The sequence below is a fragment of the Halomonas sp. hl-4 genome, from assembly GCF_900215475.1.
Lineage (GTDB): Bacteria > Pseudomonadota > Gammaproteobacteria > Pseudomonadales > Halomonadaceae > Vreelandella.
The window spans coordinates 3,098,372-3,118,834 of record NZ_LT907845.1 but is presented as its reverse complement, the minus strand read 5'-3'; the positions used below and the strand labels follow the sequence as shown (position 1 = coordinate 3,118,834).

Below are 20,463 nucleotides of genomic sequence, written 5' to 3'. Positions count from 1 at the left end.
ATGCCTTTGAACACACTTTTAAAGGCATTGCCGCCTATACCCAGCCACCCAGCACCCTGCTGGGAAGGGCTGCGCCGCGTGCCCATTACCGATAACGGTGAGCGCTTGGTACCCATGAGCCTTGCCCCCACACCGATCAGCGTTTTTCCGGCCTATGCCCGACTGGGCATTCCGGGTGCGGTGCCAGAGTGTTTCGTCCGCGAAGGTGTCTATCGGGCACTGCTCACAGCCGCTCGCAGCTTACCCGACGGTATTGGGTTAATCGTGCTGGACGGCTGGCGGCCATGGCGAGTGCAGCAATACCTGTTCGACACCCTGCATGAGGCTATTCACCATCACCAGCCAAATCTCGGCGAAGCGGAGCTGCTGGAACGTACAAGGGAATTTGTCTCGGTACCCAGCCGTGATCCGTTTGCCCCCAGCCCACACCTCACCGGGGGCGCTGTAGATGTCACGCTGTGCGACGCCGATGGCCTACCGTTGGATATGGGTACGCTATTTGATGAGGCGCTACCGGCATCGCATAGCGACTATTTCGAACATCTGGAAACGCTAACGCCGCCACAACGCAAGGCCCGGGACCACCGCCGCTTGCTGTATCACATCATGCATCAGCAAGGCTTCACCAATCTGCCTAGCGAGTGGTGGCACTTTGATTATGGCGATCAATTGTGGGCGTATTACGGACCTTATGATCATGCGCATTACGGGGCTGCTGAGCTGGACACCATCGAGAATCGCTGGCGCAGGCAGCTAAGTTGATGGCTTTAGCCCACACTAATCGGCTTAAACCACAGGCGCTTCCAGTTCTAAAAAGCGCCTTACCCGTTCGGTTTTGGGGTTAACGAAAAACTCGCTGGGGTGGGATTTCTCGATAATGATACCTTTATCGAGAAAGACCACCTGATCGGAAACGGCACGGGCGAATTCCATTTCATGGGTCACCAGTACCATGGTGTAGCCCTCTTTTGAGAGGTCTTTGATCACCCCCAACACTTCGCCAACGAGCTCAGGGTCAAGCGCCGAGGTGGGCTCGTCAAACAGCATCACTTTCGGCTGCATGGCCAGCGCCCGGGCAATCGCCACGCGCTGTTTTTGCCCGCCCGACAACGTGTAGGGGTATTGTTCGCGTTTATCGACCATGCCGACTTTTTCAAGTAGCGCCAGCGCTCTCTTGTCAGCCTCGGCTTTACTCAAGCCCTGCACATGAATAGGGGCCTCGGTGACATTGCGCATTACACTCAGGTGAGGCCACAAATTAAACCCCTGGAACACCATGCCTAAGCGCGCGCGCATGCCCGCCAGCTCACGGCGCGACATCAGTTTGCCGGTGTCGCTCACGCCAATACGATCACCGGCAATATGTATATCGCCGCGGTCGGGGTGTTCGAGCCAGTTAATGCAGCGTAACAGGGTGGATTTACCAGAGCCCGATGAACCCAAAATACTGACGACCTCGCCCGGCTGAACCTCCAGCGAGACATCCCGTAGCACTTCGGTGCCATCAAAGCTTTTGGAAAGTTTGCGGATACTCACAGCGGCTGTCTCAGGCATTTTCGAATCCTCGTTTGGCACCGTAACGGCCAATCAATTTGATAAACTGCTCCAGCCCAATGCTGATCAGCCAGTAAAAGCCGATCACGACGATAAAGGCTTCCATGGGAATGAAGTAAGTGCTTGATAAGCTGTTCGCCGCGGCAGTGAGTTCGCGCACGGTAATGATCACTAGAAAGGCGGTATCTTTGAGCAGAATAATAAGTTGGTTGCCCATCAACCCGCGGGTTTTTAGGATGAGCTGCGGCCAAATAATGCGAAGAAACATGGTTGGCAGGGAGAACCCCTGTGCCGTGGCGGCCTCCACTTGCCCCTGTGGAAACGTTGTACGGCAGCCGCGCAGTATTTCCGCAAAATAAGCGCCGTGATAGAGCACCAGGGCGGTTAACCCGGCGTACCAAGCGCTCATGCGAATCCCCACACTGGGCAGCCCGTAATACAATAGATAGGCCAGTATCAAAAACGGCAGCATGCGCATCCCATCGATGAAAATTCGCAGCGGGATTTTTAGCCGCGGCCGGGAGCCTTCCAGTAAAAACACCATCACACTGCCGAGTAAAAAGGCCAGCACCGCTGATATGCCAAACAGCTGTAGAGTGTTATAAAACCCTTGTAAAAACACATCCCGCGACGACCACAATATTTCCCAATTACTCATGACGACTTCCCCTTTAGACGGCCAATCGGTTGGCTTTGCGCTCAGCCAGGCGTTGCAGCCATACCAATAGGCTGATCAGCACCATGTACATGGCGGCGGCGGCTAAAATCGGCGGAAGTGGCTCATAGGTAACGGCCGAAATGCGGTTGGTCACCCGCGTTAAATCCACCACGCCGATAACGGCGACGGCCGGGCTGCCTTTGATAAGAAACGACATTTCGTTAACCAGCCCTGGCAGGCTGGTAAGGGTGATTTGCGGCAACATGATGCGACGAAAATACACCCAAGGCGTCATGCCAATCGCGAGGGCTGCCTCGCGCTGATCTTTAGAGAAGTTGTTGAATGCAGAGCGCCAAATTTCGGCGTTAAAGGCGGTGGTATTGAGGGTCAGCGCAATAATGCCCGCCACGTTGCGGTGAATATCCAACCCCATGGTGGGTGCAGTGAGGAAAATAAACAGCACCAGTGTCACCAGAGGGGTCGCGCGCGCCACACTGATATACATACCTAATAGCTGGTGCAATACCGGGATACGCGCAACGCGTAACAACGCCACTATCAACCCAAGCAACACCCCTATGGCAATGGCAACGCCTGAGATCCAGGCGGTTGTCCATGCACCATATGCCAGAAGCCCCCATGCGCTACTGTCCATGCGTCACCTTTACTCACTGGATAAAAAAAGCAGCCGCGTTCCGTCGTCCCGGTAAGCGGCTGCTGCACAGGATGGCTTACATGCCCGCCATTTCGTGAAACTCATCCACGGTGGTAATCGGCTCTTCAGGCAAGTCATCAAACGACTCGCCAAACCACTTCTCCTGAAGTTCGGCTAGGCGGCCCGAATCGCGCAGGTGGTCCATAAACTCGGTCATATATTCGAGCAGTTCAGGGCTGTCCTTGGGCATTGGCCAAGCGACGAACCCTGGACCTGAGACGGCTTGGCCGGCTTCGAACTCATCCGGACGTTCACGGACCACATCGTTGACCGGCACGATGGAGTTGATCACGTAGTCAACGCGTTCATTGGCGAGGTCGGCGTAAATCTCAGGGTAGGCTTCATACTCAACCACCTCACCTAATTCGCCGCCACTTTCCGCCAGCATCTCTTCGAGCTCAGGCAGACGCGAAAGCAGCGCACTGCCGGCTTGCACGCCCAGGGTCATGCCGCTTAGGTCCTCAACGCTGTTGATCCGGTCATCGCCTGCTCGCTTGATGTAATAGTGTTGAGCAGAGGCAAACGGCGGGGCGTAGTTGAACACCCGCATGCGTTCATCTGTCACCGACGCGCCGGTCAGTGCCATGTCGTATTTGCCCGACGTCACCGAGGCAAGGAGTCCCGTCCAGGGCAAAATCTCCTGGCGAATTTCAAAGTCGGCGTAGTCCTCCAACTCGGCCAATACATCTTCGATAAAGCCATCGGGATCGTCACCGTCCATAAAGTTAAACGGCGCGTAATTATCCTCCGTGGCCACGTTCATATAGCCACGTTCTTCGATTTCCGGAAGGTCGGCCGCGTGCGTATTTGTTGCTACACCAAGCGACACTATGCCGGCCATCATCAAGCTGGGAACTACTTTGACGTTGCTCATTGCAAGACTCCTCAGGTGACTTTTATCCAGTATGCCCAAATAGTTACGACGGCCAGCCCGGTGAGTGACCGGCCACTTCGGCAAAACGCTGAACGTCACATCACCCTAGTTTTTTTAGATGGCCGTCTCCTAGAGCCAGTTACCTGAAATTCAAGGGACAGTTTGGTTTTGGCCGGTTGGCACGAAAGCTGCTTAAGGTTACTAAGCGGGTGGATGAGTCAGTCAATGAAAAGAAGGGGGAGCATAAGATGACGGCACTGTGTCTTGATATTGACCCGGCAGCACCCATTTGCCTGCAGGAGCAGCTGCGCGAGTCACTGCTGGAAGCGATTCGCGTCGGCAGCTTACCCTCATGCGAGGCGTTACCGTCTTGTCGCAAGCTGTCACAGCAACTGGGCATTTCACGCAATACCGTCGCGATTGTTTACGAAAACCTCGTCGAAGACGGCTACCTGATCAGTCGACCCCGCAGTGGCTACTACTTACACCCCGACTATGGCGATGCCTCCCAGCAGGCGGCGTTGCCGGCTTTCACTGCCCCTACCACCTCGCCACAACGTGCACCAAGCTGGCACAAACGCATTATTCAACGCCCTACGAATTATCAAGGGATCTTAAAACCGGGCAATTGGTCGGATTACCCCTACCCGTTTATTTATGGGCAGCTCGACACAGACTTGTTTCCGTTAACCCAGTGGCGTGATGTATCTCGACGACTATTAAACTCCCGGCGGGATAAACCCTGGCTGTGTGATCGCATTGACCAGGACGATCCTTTACTGATTGAACAGTTACGTAAGCGTGTTTTAACACGACGCGGTATTTTTGCCCGCGCGGACGATATCCTGATTACCATGGGCACCCAGAATGCGCTCTTCTTGATCGCCCAGTTGCTCTGCCACCGGGGCACGCGCGTTGCCTTGGAATCGCCCGGCTACCGTGAAGCCATGAATGTGTTTGCCCAGCGGGGGGCCAGCGTGCAGTTGCAACCGCTGGACAGCGAAGGCATGTACCTTCAGGGTTCGCAGCACTGTGACTATCTCTACGTTATGCCGAGCCATCAGGTGCCGACCGGTGTGACCATGAGTCGGGCACGACGGGATGCCTTGCTCGCCCAGATCCCCCACCGCGATCAAATCGTGATTGAAGATGATTACGACGCTGAAATTCATGGCGACCAGTTCGCCCTGCCCGCGCTCAAAGCCAGCGCCCAAAGCGCCCGTATTATCTACATGGGCAGCTTATCCAAGGCGCTCTCACCTGGATTACGCATGGGCTACATTGTGGCCGACGCCGAATTAATTGACGAGCTGCGGGCACTGCGCCGCTTGATGTATCGCCATCCACCGGCCGCCCTTCAGCATCAGTTGGCACAATTTATTGCCCAGGGGTATTACGAGCGTTACCTGAAGCAACATACCCAAGAAATTGACCAGCGACGCGACGCGATGCGTCTGGCCATCGACCAGGCGTTACCCGGTTGCCAATGCATTAGCAGCCCGCGTTCCAGTGCGTTTTGGATGCAAGCCGAGCCAGGCATCGATACGCAACGCTTGGCTTGGCATGCCGCGCAACGCGGCGTGCTGATTGAACCCGGCTTTCAGCACTTTTTTGACACCGCGCCTCCCCGCCACTTTTTCCGCTTGGGCTTTGGGGCTATCGCACGTGAACGCATTGCCCCAGGCATCGAAACCTTAGGGCTTGCTTACGATCGCGCGTCAACCACTTAATAAGCGACCCTGTAATCGGTTAACACCTTGTCCAAAATCGCTAAGCCTTCGGTTACCTCGGCCTTTGTCACGTTGCAGGGCGGCACCACATGAATGCGGTTCTCCACGCTAAACACCAGCAGCCCCTGCTCCATCAATTGCTGCTTGAGCGTCAACACTTCCGCTCCCGGCAGAGGCGTCTTGCGCACTGGGTCGCTGACCAGTTCCAGCGCATGAAACACCCCAATACCCCGCCAGTCGCCAATGACCGCATGACGTTCGGCAAGCTGCTGCAACCCCTCGGCCAGGCAGCCGTTGCCGATGGTGTCGGCGTTTTCCACGATGCCTTCTTCCTCCATCGCATCCAGCGTCGCCACGATGGCGGCCATTGCCAGGGGGTGGCCTGAGTAGGTCAGACCGCCGACAAAAAAGTGGTCATCGAAGTAGGCCGAGATAGGGTCTGAAATAATCACCCCACCGGCAGGCACGTAGCCAGAATTGACCCCTTTGGCGAATACAATCAGGTCGGGTACGACCGCGTAGTGCTCAAAGGCAAACCAGCGGCCCGTACGCCCAAACCCGGCCATGACTTCGTCCAGAATCAGCACGATGCCGAATTCGTCAGCGAGTTCGCGGACACCTTTAAGGTACGCGTGTGGAGGTAGCAGCACCCCGGCAGTACCGGGAATGGTTTCCAGCAGGATCGCGGCCACCGCCTTGGGCCCTTCGCATTCAATCACCCGGCGAAGATGCTGAAGAGCACGCGCGCATTCCTCATCGTCATCCCGCGCCCAAAACTCGCTGCGATAGAGGTAGGGATTGAAGAAATGCACATGCCCGCTGGCATACTCGTTGGGCACACGCCGCCAGTCGCCAGTGGCGGCAATTGAGGCGCCGGTATTGCCGTGATACGAACGATACGCCGAAAGTATTTTGCTGCGCCCCGTGTAAAGGCGTGCCATGCGAATGGCATTTTCGTTGGCGTCGGCCCCCGCGTTGGTGAAAAACACCTTGCGAAACCCATCGGGCGCTTTGCCGATAATTCGTTTTGCGGCCTCGCTGCGGGCCAGGTTGGCATGGGCCGGGGCGATGGTACAAAGCTCGGCTGCCTGGGCTTGGATGGCACTGACCACTTTGGGATGTTGATGGCCAATATTGGTGTTCACCAGTTGACTGCTGAAATCCAGGTAGGTGTTTCCAGCATAATCCCAAACGCGGCACCCGGACGCGCCTGCTACAACCATGGGGTCCAGGCTGCCTTGCTGGGACCAGGAGTGGAAGACATATTGACGGTCCAAACCGTGCACATAGGTATTATCCACCTCACGGTTCGATAGGCGAGACGTGGCAATATCGGCATTCATAGCAAGCTCCCAATTAATTTACCCAACAATCATCTAATGAAAGACTAGCGACATCACCCGCGCTGCTATAGGGCCAACCACATCGGGTCTCTAGGACAGCCAATGTCACAGTCGATCGAATGATCTGGCTCTAAGCGCGTTGCTTCACACACTATAGAGTTGAGTTGATCTTTTATTTGATGAGTAAGGAGAAGCACCATGCCTAGCGTATTGATAACCGGCGCCACATCGGGTTTTGGTAAAGCCGCTGCGCGCCGCTTTGCCAAAGCCGGTTGGTCGTTGATTCTGACGGGACGCCGAGAAGAACGGCTTGCCGAACTAGAAACCGAACTCTCGCCGCAGGTAAGTGTGCTGACCATGTCGCTGGATGTGCGTGACAGCGACGCCGTCACAGACGCCATCGCCAATTTGCCAGGCGATTTTCTACCGTTAACCTGTTTGATTAACAACGCGGGATTGGCGCTAGCGCCGGAGCCATCGCAAAAGGTGGCACTCAAAGACTGGCACACCATGATCGACACCAATATCACCGGTTTGGTCAACGTGACCCACGCAGCATTACCTCATCTGATGGATACGGGAAAAGGCGCCAGTATCCTCAATTTGGGTTCGGTAGCGGGGCAGTGGCCGTATCCAGGCGGGCATGTGTATGGGGCGTCTAAAGCCTTTGTGCAGCAGTTCAGCTATAACCTGCGTTGTGATCTGCAGGGCACTGGGGTACGCGTGACCGACCTGGCCCCTGGGATGGCCGAAACCGAGTTCACACTGGTGCGGACTAAAGGCGACCAAGCCGCCTCCGACGCGCTGTATCGGGGCACCACACCGCTACAGGCAGAGGATATTGCCGAGCAGCTTTACTACCTCGCCACGCTTCCCGCGCACATTAATATTAATCGTTTGGAGATTATGCCTGTGCGCCAAGCCTGGGCACCGTTTGCGATTGATCGCGACCCTACCTAGGCTTGCTTAGCGGACGTCAACACCTCAATGGGTGAGACCTGATCACGCCCTTTCTCTTTGGCAAGATAAAGGGCGTTATCCACTCGCTTCATCACGCTTTTGACTGATTCTTGAGGATGCACTTCGACAACGCCAAAGCTGGCGGTAACGCTTCCCGGAATGGGGAAGCTCGCCGTTTTGATGGCCACTCTAATTTTATTGGCGAGTTGAACAGCCTGTTCAAGCGATGTTTCAGGTGCCAAAAGCATAAACTCCTCTCCACCCCAACGAGCGCAGCAATCCGCACGGCGTAAATTGCTTTCAAGTAAAACAGCCAGGTTAACCAATACCTGATCACCTGCATCGTGACCGTGACTATCATTGATGTCTTTGAAGAAATCGATGTCTAGCATGATCAGAGAGAGGGGGCGTGCGTAGCGATGTTGTCGATTCAGCTCGTTTTTCAGAACTGCATCGAACCGCGCTCTGTTAACAAGTCCGGTTAACATATCGGTAGTCGCTAGCTGCTCGAGCTGTGCCTCATTCTCCATTTGCTCGGTTACATCACGCTGGGTCAGCACCAGCGTCATGGGGCCATGGTGGTTAGCCCCCATGGCGGAAATCCGCCACTCTATATGCATGCGAGAACCGTCATGGCGGCGACTGACTTCACGTCCTCCCAACCCTTCAAAGGTATTACGGCTGTCTTGGCTCAACAGGTTCAGCGCATCATGCAGTTGCGTAAAAATTTGCTGATTGACTGCCTGTTGCTGGACCACGATAGGAACAGCCCCCAACCACTCTTCTCGGGTGCCGCCCCACAAGCGCTGATAGTCAGTATTCACATCCACAATGCGAACCCCTGGCGAGTGTCCTTCTACGCTCAGGATGGCTACCGCATGATCTGGCTGTTCGCCGTCAGACCGTGGCCCTGGTAGCGGATGGTGCTGATACATACTTTTAACTCGTCCCTGTGAAATAGAAGTGCACTCGTTGCCGTTGTTCATGCGAACATTGACAGGCATCGGCACTACGGGTTCAGCTATGCGCCACACGCCTATGTCAGCGCAAACCTTACTGTCTAGCACTGGCTACAGTTACCTAAAAATATAACCAATTACACTTCATTAACATAACGCAGGCTATGGGGCGCCAATTAAATGCCAATTGCCCTCCTTTCGCGCTGATCGCCTCATCAGGAATAGTTGCTAAGCTTTACATCTGCAACCGCTATTTTTAGCGACGTTTTTCAAGCACGCCTATGACCTCTGGCACTGCGAGCGCGCTATCGTCGATTGAGGAATACAGGGCATGCACTGCGCCCGCAACGCCTTGCTCCACACCCAACTCGCTGGTCATGGTCTGGTAGTAGCCGAGGTCTTTACTGGCATTGGCAACGGTAAACCGAAACCCAGAAGGGTCATTTTCAGCGATATAGGGGCGCAGCCGTTCTAGTATCACCCCACCACCGCCTCCTGCCCCCAGCACTTCTAACAGGGCAGTATCGCTGATGCCCGCTTTGCGAGAAGCAGCGGTGGCCTCGGCCAGTACGGCGGAAAAACCCAGTGAAACGAAGTTATGCAGCAGTTTGAGCGTATGCCCTGCGCCTACTTCGCCCGCATGGGCAATGTTTTCGGCAAAGCCTTGCAACAGCGGTAGCGTTTCATCAAACAGCGCTTGCGGCGCACCCACAATCAAGTTGAGCCGACCTTCTGCGGCTTCTTTTGGGGTGCGTGTCATGGCGGCATCCATAAAGCGCCCACCCGCGCCAGCAACTCGGGCAGCGACTTTTTCAGTGGAACTAGGTAAGGCGGTGGAGCAGTCCACCACCACGCTGCCGGACGTTAATCCCTCTAGTACGCCGTTGGGTTCAAACAACACTGCTTCTACCTGGGGCGACCCTGTGACACACAAAATCACCACCTCCGCGCGCTGAGCCACTTCCCGGCCCGAACGCAGCGCCGTGGCACCCGCGGCCAATAAGTCATCTACCGGCTGGTTGCCTGGGTGTTCTAGAAAGCTGACCTGATGGCCGGCGCGTAGCAAACTCGCGGCAATTCCGTGGCCCATTAAACCCACACCGACGATGCCGACTTGGCGTGCTGTCTTCATTGTTATCTCCTTAGGTTAGGTGACGCATCCGTTAATGCTTGATTGCGACGGTCTTAATACGTGTATAGCTACGCAGTCCTTCAAAGCCTTTTTCACGGCCATGTCCGGAACGGCCAACGCCCCCAAAGGGCAGCTCGACGCCCCCGGCAGCGCCGTAATTATTAATGAATACCTGACCACTACGGATGCCTTTGGATAAGCGTAGCTGGCGACCGCCATCACGCGTCCAAATGCCTGCACATAGACCAAAATCGGTGGCGTTGGCCAGTGCCAACGCTTCCGCTTCATCCTCAAATACCTGCACCACCAACACAGGGCCAAACAACTCCTCTTGGAGCACTTCGTGTCCCTCAGGGATGTCTGTCAGTAGTTGCGGAAGCACGAAATGGCCTCCGGAACACGCGCCTGGGGCTAACTTGCCTTTTGCCGCCACGCAAATACCATCCGCCTCAGCCGCCACCAAACGTGCTTCCAATTTGGCTTTTTGGCGCGCACTGATCAGCGGCCCACAGTCAGCATCTGCTTCACCCGCGTCACAACGCAAGGTAGCAAAACGCTCACAAAGATTTGCTACCACACTATCGGCAATTTCACGCTGAACCAGTAAGCGACTGCCTGCCGAACAGGTCTGCCCGGCATTTTGAATAATGCCGCGCACTACTGCTGGAAGCGCTGCGTCAAGGTCTGCATCGGCAAACACTAATTGGGGCGATTTACCGCCTAGCTCCAGGGTAACCGGGACATGGTGTTGCGCAGCCGCCTGGGAGACATGCGTGCCAGTCTCAGGCGAGCCGGTAAAGGAGAGATGATCAATGTCAGGATGGGCGGCAAGCGCAGCACCCGCCTCGGAGCCAAGCCCTGGTACTACATTGAGGGCCCCAACTGGCAAGCCATGGCTCACTGCCAACTCCGCCAAGCGTAGCACACTCAAACAGGCGTCTTCCGCTGGCTTGAGCACTACGGTGTTGCCCGCCGCCAGCACGATGTGGGTTTTACGCTCCAAATCGGCGGCAGTACTTAGTTTTGTAATCAGGCGCCAAGATAGCGCCGGGTAAGCGCACGGGGAAATTCCGGCTTGCGCCGATACGCGACTCACCCGATAGCAATCGAAACAGCCGTATTGCCTTATAGGTTTACGCCATCACCATGGCTGATGAGTTACAAAACCAGCGTCATATCCATCAGCGCTTCTGCGTCGCGTATCATGAGGTAAGCGCTACCTGCATCAACGCGCCGACTGCCAGTGGCATCACTGCCTCATCAAAGTCAAAGCAGGCGTGGTGATGGCCAGCCGCAAGATCCGCACCAAAAATCATGTAACTCGCCTGGCCACCGTGCTCCATCACCCTGGCCATTAGTGAGGTGGCATCTTCTGAGCCCGAGGCCGTTACATCGTGCTTCACTAACTGGGTGATGCCAGGGTAACCGCCAAGACAAGCGGCAATTTTATCTACCAAAGCAGGGCTGGCGGCGCAGGCACTGGCAGCGCCAACGCGCTCAATCGAGACATCAACGCCCTGCATGGCAGCAGCGCCTTTAAGCACCTCAAACGCACGGTTTTCCATATAGTGGTTGATGTCTTCCGTAGCACCACGGGTCTCCAGCCTTAACAGCGCGCTATCGGCAATGATATTGCGCCCACTCCCGGCATGCAGTTGACCCACATTAATCCGCGCAGCGCCTTGGCTATGGGGGGCGATGGCGTGCAAACCAAGGGTCGCCTGGGCGGCCGCCAGCAAGGCATTCTGGCCAACTTCTGGCTGACCGCCGGCATGGGCCGCCTTGCCTGAAAAGCGCACATCCAGCTTGGTGGTGGCCAGAAAGCCATCGGCGGCGCAAATTACATGGCCGCTGGGGTGCCCAAGGCCCAGATGCGTGGCGACCAATCTATCAACGTCATCGACGACACCCGCTTCGACCATCGACTGGGCGCCCCGCACGCCCTCTTCGGCTGGCTGGAAAATCAATTTTATTTTGCCGCACAGCTGGCTGGAAAACTGGCTCAGCAGTTCCGCCATGCCCAACCCGATGGTGGTATGGCCATCATGGCCGCAGGCGTGCATGGAGCCTTGATTGAGCGAGTGGAAGCCCGCTTGGTAAGGACGGTGATCACCCTCGCTGGACTCAACGATTGGCAGGGCATCAAGGTCGAAACGGAACGCCTGGGTTGGCCCCAGGCGCTGCGTATCCAGCGTACCCACAACGCCGGTAAAGCCCCCTTCCAGGGCAGGCAGCCAGCGCTCAACGGCACCCTGAGTACGTGCACGTGCCAAGGCTTCGTCCAGCGTTTGAGCATCTGGCACGCCCATGCGCGTGCACTCACTCACCACTGCTTTTCCCAGTTGAACGCTGAACCCCAACTGGCTAAGCCGTTCAGCCACAAGGCTGGCGGTGCGGAACTCCATCCACCCCTGCTCGGGATAGCGGTGAAAGTCACGCCGCAGGGCAGAGAGCTGAGGAGCGAGGGCATTCGCGGCATCCATGATATTCGCGTTCATAAGCTGCCTCCGAGTTAGCCCAGCGCCTGAGTCAGCATGCCAAAGCGCGTTAACGGCCCCTCCTCGACAGCCTCGCCACAGCGCATGCGGGTGATTTGATCGACACAGGTGAGTCCTAACGCCGTCAGCCAGCTATCGTCGTTGGGATCGACTAAATCAATGCGTATAAAATCACCCTCAGCATCCGTCAGCAGCGCCAACACCAGCGCCTGCGCCTGTTCGGCACTGCGCGCCAGAATGGGGCCAATATGCTCGCCGCGCCCATAGGTACGCTTTAGCGCAAACCCTTCAATGACACCTGCCTTTTCAATCACCACCCCTCTATTAGCCGATTGAACGGCCACCGCATGAGCCGGGCTGTCGGGTGAGAGCGCGATCAGTATCGCCTGATCGATTGCCTCCATCGGACGTAAACCCGGCTCACGCGGCGCAGGCGGTGCGCCGGTGACCACTCCTTGGTATTGGCAGATGCGATTGCACGGTTCAAAGCCCAGTTTTTGGTACAGGGGCTGGCCCGCTTTCGTGGCCACTAATAGCAGCGTTCGTGGGCCCGCCAGCGCCATCAGCCGTACCATCATCTCGCGCCCGAGCCCGAGGCCCTGCCAATCGTCGCTAATCACCACCAGCCCCAGGGTGGCCACGGCCCCTTGATTGAAGCAGAGCCCAGTGCCCACCAGTTCACCGCCGACGCTTTCCAGGACAACGCCTTCTCCCACCTCAAGCATCTGGCGCCAATCGTCGACGCGGTGGGGCCAGCCAAGTTTATGGGACAGGCGATGCGCCGCCTCAAGATCGTTAACGGTCATGGGTCGCCACGTTAAGCCCTCACGCTCAAAGCGGGCGGGAGCACTAGCTGAAGCAGTCGTCGAAGGGGAGTGAGTCATCGCACGATTTTCCTTGCGCTGGGGTTGTTTGGTTTGCTGCTACTTTGGCACTCAGGGCGGCGCGATGCCACGCCGTAAACGGGCACTTGGCGCAATTCAGCAGATTTAACCGTCGCGGCTATAGGGGAGCGCATCACCTGCGCCCAAGCCCCCTGTACTCAGCACCCCATGCTGGGGCATCCGACCTAGGATGGTAGGCAAGCAAGACACCCATTGGATGCCGTCACCATTCCTTATTATTAAATATCTCTAATCAAGGACTAACATGCCAAGTTTCGATCCTGCCCGCATTGCCTTGCCCTGTGCGCACTTTATTCAGGGTCAGCGCGTAACTGACCCAAGCGCGCTCAGTGTATCCCGTCCCTCCGACGGGGCCGTCTATGCCGAGCTGCCCCTGGCCGATGCCAGTCGCGTCGATGATGCCGTCGCCAGCGCCCAACAGGCGTTTATGCGCGGTGACTGGTCACGCTGCGCGCCGCGGGAGCGGGCACGGGTTATGCGCCGCTGGGCAGACCTGATTGAAGCCGATATTGACTATCTCGCCCCGCTGGAATCACTTGGTTCCACCCGGCCGATCGATCAGACCCGGGCCTGGGATGTGCCCTACACCGCCGAGGGTATTCGCTTCTTTGCGGAATTCGCCGACAAGCACGGCGGCGAGGTCGCGGCGACCGCCCACGACCACCTGGGTATGCAGATTGCCGAGCCGTTGGGCGTCGTTGGCGCGATCGCGCCCTGGAACTTTCCCCTCAGCATGACCTGCTGGAAAGTCGCCCCCGCGCTGGCCGCAGGCAACACGGTGGTGCTCAAACCCTCCGAGATGACGCCTTTCACCGCCGTGCGGCTGGCCGAGCTAGCCATTGAGGCGGGCATGCCACCAGGGGTGCTCAACGTTATCCAGGGCAACGGGCCGTTAACTGGCGACGCGCTCTGTCGTCACCCCTCTGTGGCCAAGGTCACCTTCACCGGCTCAACGGTGACCGGGCGCACCATCATGGGCGCCTGTGCCGAAACCGGGCCCAAGCCGGTCACTCTGGAGCTGGGTGGCAAGAGCCCGCAGCTGGTGTTTGCCGATATCCCGGATATTGATCGCACCGCCAAAACCCTGGCCGCCGCGATTACCGGCAACGCCGGGCAAGTGTGCGTTGCAGGCTCGCGGCTATTGATCCAACGGGAGTTGCTTGAGCCCATGGTTGAGCGGCTTAGCGGTCTGTTCAAAACCCTTACCCCTGGCCACACCTGGCAGGCTGGCGGTTGGTTTTCGCCGATTATTTCCGCTATCCAATTGGAGCGCATTGAATCCATCGTGGCGCGCTCCCGCGAGGCGGGCGCTGAGCTACTGAGTGGTGGAGAGCGCTTTGAACGCAATGATGGCGGCCACTTTTACCAGCCCACCCTGCTGCATACGAATGACCGCCACAATCCCGCCGTGGAGGAAGAAATCTTCGGCCCGGTGTTAACTATCCAAACCTTCGAGGGTGAAGAAGAGGCCTTAGCGCTGGCCGAACACGATGTCTACGGCCTGGCGGCGGGCATTCATACCGCTGACCTGGGGCGTGCGCTGCGCACGGTAAGAAGCCTCTCGGCGGGCACGGTATGGGTTAACCGCTACGGTCGCAGTAACGATTACATTCTGCCCACTGGCGGCTACAAACGTTCAGGGGTGGGCCGCGACCTGGGCCGCGCGGCCTTTGACGCCTGCCTGCAGCATAAAAGCGTGCTGATCGATCTCGACCAGTGAGTAATCCAGCGTATTGGATAGTGATTTTATCTACCAAGTAGAGGTAGCAAGCATGTTTATCAACGTGGACGCCGTACACGACAGCCCGGCCCTTCCCGAGCAGGTGGATGTGGTGGTAATCGGTGGCGGCATCGTGGGGACGACCGCCGCCTATGAGTTGGCTAGCCAAGGGGTCTCGGTGGCGCTGCTGGAGAAGGGGCTTATCGGCGCTGAGCAGTCAAGCCGCAACTGGGGCTGGGTGCGCCAGCAGAATCGCGACATGTTCGAACTGCCGCTGGCCATGTATAGCCTCGATCGCTGGGAGGCGTTCTCTCAAGAGATCGGCCGCGACGTGGGGTTTCGGCGCAACGGTATCGTTTACACCACGGATAGCCAAGCGACCCTTGCAAAGTGGGAAGCCTGGGGGCAACAGGCCCGGGAACGAGGCTTTACCAGCCATATGTTGAGCGCCGAAGAAGCCCGCAAGCGTGCCTCCGGCACCACCTCATCGTGTATTGGCGGCGTTTGGTCGCCCAGCGATGCCCAGGCCGAACCTTCGATGGCATGCTCCGCCATTGCCACTGGGGCCCGTGAACACGGCGCCTACCTTCACCAAAACTGTGCCGTGCGCGGCCTGGATCTGCATGACGGGCGTGTGAGCGGCGTTTGGACGGAGCACGGATTGATCAAAGCCTCGACGGTCATCTGTGCAGGCGGGGCCTGGAGTTCTCGCTTCTGCCGTCGCCACGGCGTTGAGCTACCTTCGGCCAATATCATGGGCACCGCGCTGCAAACCACCGCCGCGCCGGAGGTCACACCGGGCTGTCTGATCACCCCTAAGGTCGCGCTGCGCCGCCGCCTGGATGGCAGCTACACCTTGGCGCTGCCAGGCCTTGGCCGGGTGGAAATCAGCCCCCAGGGGCTTCGCTATGCGAGCAAATTCTACGCCGCCTACCGCAGCAAATTAGCCAAGAAGCTGCAGATACGCATTGGCGCGTCTTTCTTCAACGGGCCTGAAGCGGCAGGCAGTTGGCAGTTTGATCAGGTATCGCCATTTGAGCGCCAGCGCGTGCTTGACCCCACCCCGGATCTTCCCCAGGCACGTGCCGCCCTGGCAGAACTGAAGGCAGAGTACCCCGAACTGAAAGGTATCCATATTGCCCGCGCCTGGGCCGGGATGATCGATACCACCCCGGATATGATACCCATCATTTCCCCGGTTGAGAGCATCCCTGGCTTTATCGTCGCCGCTGGCTGTAGCGGCCACGGCTTCGGCATTGGCCCTGGTGCGGGAAAACTGGCGGCGGATTTGGCGACCAATGCCACTCCCGTGGTCGACCCCACCCCTTACCACATCAACCGCTTCTCCGATGGCAGCCGTATCCGCCAGCCAGAAATGATGTGAGCGGCCTGCCGCATTCTATGCTGCATCCATCCCAAAAAAAGACGGTTTGTGTTAGCCGGGCGCGTACTTTCAGCGTCTGGCGCCTGCTCAAGAATGCTGTAATGACATGAGTGGCTGCACCAAAGACTCTCCAATCACGACAAACGAGGATCAAACAAAATGAGCGAGATTATGCGTCCTAAATACATCACCTTTGATTGTTACGGCACACTCACCAACTTCCAGATGGGGCGTATGACGCGCGAAATTTTTGCCGATCGCATCCCCGATGCCGACCGCATGGAGCGCTTCGTGAAAGACTTTGGCGCCTACCGTTTCGACGAAGTCCTTGGCGAGTGGAAACCCTACGCAGAAACCCTCTGTGCGGCGCTGGAGCGCACCTGCAAACGCTGGGGCATCGAATACCGCGACAACGAAGGCATGCTTTATTACAACGCCGTCCCTACCTGGGGCCCACACCCGGACGTGATTGAGGGGCTTTCGAAAATTGCCGACAAAATCCCCCTGGTGATTTATTCCAACGCCGATGACAGCCAAATCATGTCGAACGTGCAGAAGCTTGAGGTGCCCTTTCACAAGGTCTTCACCGCCGATACGTTCAAAGTCTACAAGCCACGTTTAGCCGCCTTCGAAGCCATGATCGACAGCCTGGACTGCCACCCCGAAGAGCTGCTCCACGTCTCATCAAGCTTCCGCTATGACCTTATTTCAGCTCACCTGATGGGCATCAAGAACAAGGCGTTTGTGGCACGCAACCACGAGCCCTACTGCGACGGCTACGGGGCGACCAAGATTAACGATATTCGCGACTTGCCCGCGTTAGTCGGTCTTTAAGCTGACTGTTTCGCCCACCGTGCAGGAGCCGCCCATGCAACTCAACTCCTATTGGCTGTCCACAGCGCCGCCCTTTACCGGGGGCCAGCAGGCACTCACCCAAGAGCACTACGACGTGGCGGTGGTGGGCGGTGGCTTTACCGGGCTGTCGGCTGCCCGCACGCTGGCCCGGGGTGGGTCCCGCGTGGCGCTCCTGGAGGCGGGCCAAATCATTGGTGAAGCCTCGGGGCGCAACGGCGGCCAGTGCAACACCGGCGTGGCCCAAGACTACGCCAGCCTGGTCGAGCAGCTTGGCCGCGAGCGCGCGATTGCCTACTACACCACCTACGCCGAGGCGGTCTCCAGCGTCGAGCGTGTGATTGGCGAAGAGGCGATCGACTGCGACTACCTGCGCCACGGCAAGCTGAAGCTGGCGGCTAAACCGGAGCACTACGACAAGCTCGCGCGCACCTGCGACGCCATTCGCCGTGACGTGGATAGCGACGTAGAGATGCTCTCCGCCGCCGCCGTTCGCGAGGAGGTGGATTCAAAGCTCTACCATGGCGGGCTGCTGCAGCGTAACGGCGGCCAGATGCATATGGGGCGCTTCGGCGTCGGCCTGGCCGACGCGGCAGCCAGGCATGGCGCGCATATTTTTGAACGTACGCCGATGACCTGCGTCACCCGCGAGAAGTCCACGTACCGGCTAGGCACACCCAGTGGCGATATTCGCGCCGAAAACGTGCTGCTGGCCACCGGTGCTTCGCAGACAGGCCCACTCAGTTGGTTTCGCCGCCGCCTGGTGCCGGTGGGCAGCTTCATCGTCGTCACCGAACCGCTTTCAGCCGCCCAATGTGCCCAGCTGTTACCCCAGCGGCGTTCCTATGTCACCAGCCGCATCGTCGGTCACTACTTCCGGCTTACTGCCGATAATCGGCTGCTGTTTGGCGGACGGGCACGCTTTGCCATGTCCGGCAGTCAATCGGATGCCAAGAGCGGCGAGATACTGCGCCGCGGCCTGGAAGAGGCCTTTCCCCAACTAAAAGGGATCCGGCTCGACTACTGCTGGGGCGGGCTGGTCGATATGAGCAAAGACCGGCTGCCCCATGCAGGACAGCACAACGGCATGTACTACGCCATGGGCTATAGCGGCCATGGGGTACAGATGTCGGTGCATATGGGGCATGTGTTAGCCGAGGTGATGCTTGGCAACCGCCAACACCATCCTTGGCAGGATACCAAATGGCCAGCTATCCCCGGTCATTTTGGCAAACCGTGGTTTTTACCCCTGGTGGGCAGTTGGTACCGACTACAGGACCGATTGCATTGAGCCATCACCACAGCACTCACACTGCTTCCCAAACTCACCAAGAGAGCGATAAAACAGCAACTATAAAAACAGGGCTATTAAGAACAAGGCCATTAAAAAAACAGCCAAGCACGCGCTGCCAGACTCACAACAATATTTAATCGCAGTAAGGAGAAGGCTTATGACACGCGATAAAAAACCCAATGATCTGTTTGTTTCTCCCGAGCAAAGCATGCAGGTTTACAACGCCATGCAGCGCGGGCTGTCTCGACGCGACGCCATGAAGGTCATTGGCGCGGCGGGCGTCTTTGCCGCCGCGTCTGGTGCTTTTCCCGGTTTCTCTTCAGCCTGGGCGGCGGATAGCGAAAGCGCGAAGCCCCAGTACGGCGGCCGTATTCGGGTTGCGGCGCACTCGGCGTCCACGAAAGATACGCTGGATCCTGCCTTGGGGGCGACGGCCATCGACTATGCGCGCGCCTACATGTTTTATAACGGCCTGACCCAGTACGATGAGGATCTGACACCCCAGCCCTGCCTGGCCGAGTCGTTTGAAAATACCGACAACGGCAGCCACTGGATATTTACCCTGCGTCGTGGCGTCACCTTCCACGATGGCAAACCACTGACGCCCCAGGATGTGATTTTTTCGATTATGCGACATAAGGATCCCGAAACAGGTTCCAAAGTTGCCTCCATGGTCGAGCAAATCGAAAGTATCAAGGCCCTGGATGATCACCGCGTCGAATTCAATCTTTCCTCTCCCAATATCGAATTGCCCTCCATCCTGGCCGTTTCGCACCTGGTGATTGTGGCAGACGGCACGACCGACTTCTCTAAAGGTGTGGGTACCGGCGCCTTTAAGTGCCAGGAGTTTACCCCCGGCGTTCGTTCAATAGGCGTTCGCAATGAGAACTACTGGCGCGATGGCTATCCCTATCTGGATGCCATCGAGATGGTGGGGATCAGCGACGAATCCTCAAGGGTCAATGCGCTGCTCTCGGGCGATGTGCATATGATCAATGAGGTGAGCGGTACCTCTGCAGAGCGCATGAAGACCAAGGACGGTTACCAGGTGAAAGCGACGAACGCCGGTAACTACACCGACCTGGTGATGCGCTTCGACAAAGAGCCCACCAGTCGCCCGGAATTCCGCGAGGCGATGAAGTATCTCTTCGATCGCGAGCAGATCAAGCGCGTCGCCCTGCGCGGTTATGGCGAGATCGCCAACGACCAGCCGATTATCTCGAGCTCTCCTTATTACTTCGATGGGCTGCCCCAGCGTGAGTACGACCCGGATCGCGCCTCCTCCTTGCTTGCCAAGGCAGGACTGTCTGGCGCAACCGTGCCACTGGTGGCGTCGCCTGCAGCTTCCTCGTCGGAAGATATGGCGGTGCTGCTTCAGCAATCCGCCTCTCAGGCAGGGCTCAACCTTGATATCAAACGGGTTCCCTCCGACGGCTACTGGTCCAATCACTGGATGAAGCATCCGCTGGGGTTCGGCAATATCAACCCGCGCCCAACGGCGAATATTTTGCTCTCCCAGTTTTTCCTCTCGAGTGCTTCCTGGAACGAAGCCGGTTGGCAGAACGAGCAGTTCGATCAGCTATTGATTGCCTCACGAGGTGAACCCGATGAGGGCACCCGTAAGCAGATGTACGCCGACATGCAGACCATGATCCATGAAGAGGGCGGCATCGGCATTCCCGTCTTCCTGAGCAATGTCGAAAGCTTTGATGCACGCATTGGTGGCATGGACCGCACCGTGCCCCTGGGCAGTTTTATGGGCTATATGTTCGCCGAACATATCTGGTGGAAAGGCTGATCCCTGCTCTCCCTACTGTCATCACGAGCCATGGGCATCATCACAAAAGCGCCTAACGACGCTTGGTGATGACGAACATGGCTCTTG

Annotated in this window: 18 protein-coding genes; 8 read left to right on the top strand and 10 right to left on the bottom strand. The window is 57.6% G+C overall.

What is annotated here, in order from left to right; translation table 11 throughout:
* Entirely contained in the window at nucleotides 1–762 is a 762-nt protein-coding gene (locus tag CPH17_RS14740) for a M15 family metallopeptidase (protein ID WP_197668822.1), read from the top strand.
* A 24-nt stretch (nucleotides 763–786) separates the two neighbouring features.
* Here the strand turns inward: CPH17_RS14740 and CPH17_RS14735 are convergent, their stop codons facing one another.
* The 4 genes from CPH17_RS14735 to CPH17_RS14720 all read right to left on the bottom strand — a co-directional run bounded on the left by CPH17_RS14735 (nucleotide 787) and on the right by CPH17_RS14720 (nucleotide 3,801).
* Nucleotides 787–1,554 carry an amino acid ABC transporter ATP-binding protein gene (locus CPH17_RS14735; RefSeq protein ID WP_074394999.1) on the bottom strand — a complete coding sequence of 256 codons (768 nt, stop codon included), beginning with the start codon at nucleotides 1,552–1,554 and terminating at the stop codon, nucleotides 787–789.
* A complete protein-coding gene (locus CPH17_RS14730) occupies nucleotides 1,547–2,212 on the bottom strand; it encodes an amino acid ABC transporter permease (protein ID WP_074394998.1) in 666 nt (221 codons plus the stop codon). Before CPH17_RS14730 ends, CPH17_RS14735 begins: the two co-directional genes overlap by 8 nt.
* A 13-nt stretch (nucleotides 2,213–2,225) precedes the next feature.
* A complete protein-coding gene (locus CPH17_RS14725) occupies nucleotides 2,226–2,867 on the bottom strand; it encodes an amino acid ABC transporter permease (RefSeq protein WP_074394997.1) in 642 nt (213 codons plus the stop codon).
* A gap of 76 nt (nucleotides 2,868–2,943) precedes the next feature.
* Nucleotides 2,944–3,801, bottom strand: a complete 858-nt coding sequence (locus CPH17_RS14720) for a transporter substrate-binding domain-containing protein (RefSeq protein WP_074394996.1) — start codon at nucleotides 3,799–3,801, stop codon at nucleotides 2,944–2,946.
* A gap of 248 nt (nucleotides 3,802–4,049) precedes the next feature.
* On the opposite strand from CPH17_RS14720, the gene pdxR reads away from it, so the two are divergent.
* Nucleotides 4,050–5,531: a MocR-like pyridoxine biosynthesis transcription factor PdxR gene (gene pdxR, locus CPH17_RS14715; protein WP_096300110.1), complete on the top strand. Its 1,482-nt coding sequence runs from the start codon at nucleotides 4,050–4,052 to the stop codon at nucleotides 5,529–5,531.
* Here pdxR and CPH17_RS14710 read toward each other — a convergent pair.
* The gene (locus CPH17_RS14710) at nucleotides 5,528–6,874 is read right to left on the bottom strand and encodes an aspartate aminotransferase family protein (RefSeq protein ID WP_074394994.1); all 1,347 of its coding nucleotides are present in this window, start codon (nucleotides 6,872–6,874) and stop codon (nucleotides 5,528–5,530) included. The genes pdxR and CPH17_RS14710 overlap by 4 nt on opposite strands.
* A 198-nt stretch (nucleotides 6,875–7,072) precedes the next feature.
* Here CPH17_RS14710 and CPH17_RS14705 point away from each other — a divergent pair, with 198 nt between their 5' ends.
* The gene (locus tag CPH17_RS14705; RefSeq protein ID WP_096300108.1) at nucleotides 7,073–7,834 is read left to right on the top strand and encodes an SDR family NAD(P)-dependent oxidoreductase; all 762 of its coding nucleotides are present in this window, start codon (nucleotides 7,073–7,075) and stop codon (nucleotides 7,832–7,834) included.
* Here CPH17_RS14705 and CPH17_RS14700 read toward each other — a convergent pair.
* The 5 genes from CPH17_RS14700 to CPH17_RS14680 all read right to left on the bottom strand — a co-directional run bounded on the left by CPH17_RS14700 (nucleotide 7,831) and on the right by CPH17_RS14680 (nucleotide 13,307).
* Nucleotides 7,831–8,769, bottom strand: coding sequence for a GGDEF domain-containing protein (locus CPH17_RS14700; RefSeq protein WP_074394992.1), 939 nt, complete (start codon nucleotides 8,767–8,769; stop codon nucleotides 7,831–7,833). The genes CPH17_RS14705 and CPH17_RS14700 overlap by 4 nt on opposite strands.
* Before the next feature lie 280 nt (nucleotides 8,770–9,049).
* Nucleotides 9,050–9,925, bottom strand: a complete 876-nt coding sequence (locus tag CPH17_RS14695) for an NAD(P)-dependent oxidoreductase (RefSeq protein ID WP_074394991.1) — start codon at nucleotides 9,923–9,925, stop codon at nucleotides 9,050–9,052.
* Between the two features lie 31 nt (nucleotides 9,926–9,956).
* Nucleotides 9,957–10,928: an aldehyde dehydrogenase family protein gene (locus CPH17_RS14690; protein WP_231898040.1), complete on the bottom strand. Its 972-nt coding sequence runs from the start codon at nucleotides 10,926–10,928 to the stop codon at nucleotides 9,957–9,959.
* Between the two features lie 199 nt (nucleotides 10,929–11,127).
* Nucleotides 11,128–12,423, bottom strand: a complete 1,296-nt coding sequence (locus CPH17_RS14685; RefSeq protein ID WP_074394990.1) for an amidohydrolase — start codon at nucleotides 12,421–12,423, stop codon at nucleotides 11,128–11,130.
* Nucleotides 12,424–12,437: 14 nt separating this feature from the next.
* Nucleotides 12,438–13,307 (bottom strand): GNAT family N-acetyltransferase, encoded by an 870-nt coding sequence (locus CPH17_RS14680; protein WP_082934172.1) that lies wholly within the window; start codon nucleotides 13,305–13,307, stop codon nucleotides 12,438–12,440.
* Between the two features lie 265 nt (nucleotides 13,308–13,572).
* Here CPH17_RS14680 and CPH17_RS14675 point away from each other — a divergent pair, with 265 nt between their 5' ends.
* The 5 genes from CPH17_RS14675 to CPH17_RS14655 all read left to right on the top strand — a co-directional run bounded on the left by CPH17_RS14675 (nucleotide 13,573) and on the right by CPH17_RS14655 (nucleotide 20,376).
* A complete protein-coding gene (locus CPH17_RS14675) occupies nucleotides 13,573–15,048 on the top strand; it encodes an aldehyde dehydrogenase family protein (RefSeq protein WP_096300106.1) in 1,476 nt (491 codons plus the stop codon).
* Nucleotides 15,049–15,100: 52 nt separating this feature from the next.
* Complete coding sequence (locus CPH17_RS14670) at nucleotides 15,101–16,432, top strand: NAD(P)/FAD-dependent oxidoreductase (RefSeq protein WP_096300104.1); 1,332 nt, start codon at nucleotides 15,101–15,103, stop codon at nucleotides 16,430–16,432.
* A 159-nt stretch (nucleotides 16,433–16,591) separates the two neighbouring features.
* On the top strand, nucleotides 16,592–17,266 hold the full coding sequence (locus tag CPH17_RS14665) for a haloacid dehalogenase type II (RefSeq protein WP_096300101.1): 675 nt from the start codon (nucleotides 16,592–16,594) through the stop codon (nucleotides 17,264–17,266).
* Nucleotides 17,267–17,300: 34 nt separating this feature from the next.
* Nucleotides 17,301–18,575 (top strand): NAD(P)/FAD-dependent oxidoreductase, encoded by a 1,275-nt coding sequence (locus CPH17_RS14660; protein ID WP_096300099.1) that lies wholly within the window; start codon nucleotides 17,301–17,303, stop codon nucleotides 18,573–18,575.
* 160 nt (nucleotides 18,576–18,735) lie between these two features.
* Entirely contained in the window at nucleotides 18,736–20,376 is a 1,641-nt protein-coding gene (locus CPH17_RS14655; protein ID WP_074394984.1) for an ABC transporter substrate-binding protein, read from the top strand.
* Nucleotides 20,377–20,463 lie beyond the last annotated feature (87 nt).

What these genes read in the sequence shown, in the direction of transcription:
- CPH17_RS14740 (WP_197668822.1), top strand. Translation starts at nt 1, where the DNA reads ATGCCTTTGAACACACTTTTAAAGGCATTGCCGCCTATACCCAGCCAC.
- CPH17_RS14735 (WP_074394999.1), bottom strand. Translation starts at nt 1,554, where the DNA reads ATGCCTGAGACAGCCGCTGTGAGTATCCGCAAACTTTCCAAAAGCTTT.
- CPH17_RS14730 (WP_074394998.1), bottom strand. Translation starts at nt 2,212, where the DNA reads ATGAGTAATTGGGAAATATTGTGGTCGTCGCGGGATGTGTTTTTACAA.
- CPH17_RS14725 (WP_074394997.1), bottom strand. Translation starts at nt 2,867, where the DNA reads ATGGACAGTAGCGCATGGGGGCTTCTGGCATATGGTGCATGGACAACC.
- CPH17_RS14720 (WP_074394996.1), bottom strand. Translation starts at nt 3,801, where the DNA reads ATGAGCAACGTCAAAGTAGTTCCCAGCTTGATGATGGCCGGCATAGTG.
- pdxR (WP_096300110.1), top strand. Translation starts at nt 4,050, where the DNA reads ATGACGGCACTGTGTCTTGATATTGACCCGGCAGCACCCATTTGCCTG.
- CPH17_RS14710 (WP_074394994.1), bottom strand. Translation starts at nt 6,874, where the DNA reads ATGAATGCCGATATTGCCACGTCTCGCCTATCGAACCGTGAGGTGGAT.
- CPH17_RS14705 (WP_096300108.1), top strand. Translation starts at nt 7,073, where the DNA reads ATGCCTAGCGTATTGATAACCGGCGCCACATCGGGTTTTGGTAAAGCC.
- CPH17_RS14700 (WP_074394992.1), bottom strand. Translation starts at nt 8,769, where the DNA reads ATGTATCAGCACCATCCGCTACCAGGGCCACGGTCTGACGGCGAACAG.
- CPH17_RS14695 (WP_074394991.1), bottom strand. Translation starts at nt 9,925, where the DNA reads ATGAAGACAGCACGCCAAGTCGGCATCGTCGGTGTGGGTTTAATGGGC.
- CPH17_RS14685 (WP_074394990.1), bottom strand. Translation starts at nt 12,423, where the DNA reads ATGAACGCGAATATCATGGATGCCGCGAATGCCCTCGCTCCTCAGCTC.
- CPH17_RS14680 (WP_082934172.1), bottom strand. Translation starts at nt 13,307, where the DNA reads ATGACTCACTCCCCTTCGACGACTGCTTCAGCTAGTGCTCCCGCCCGC.
- CPH17_RS14675 (WP_096300106.1), top strand. Translation starts at nt 13,573, where the DNA reads ATGCCAAGTTTCGATCCTGCCCGCATTGCCTTGCCCTGTGCGCACTTT.
- CPH17_RS14670 (WP_096300104.1), top strand. Translation starts at nt 15,101, where the DNA reads ATGTTTATCAACGTGGACGCCGTACACGACAGCCCGGCCCTTCCCGAG.
- CPH17_RS14665 (WP_096300101.1), top strand. Translation starts at nt 16,592, where the DNA reads ATGAGCGAGATTATGCGTCCTAAATACATCACCTTTGATTGTTACGGC.
- CPH17_RS14660 (WP_096300099.1), top strand. Translation starts at nt 17,301, where the DNA reads ATGCAACTCAACTCCTATTGGCTGTCCACAGCGCCGCCCTTTACCGGG.
- CPH17_RS14655 (WP_074394984.1), top strand. Translation starts at nt 18,736, where the DNA reads ATGACACGCGATAAAAAACCCAATGATCTGTTTGTTTCTCCCGAGCAA.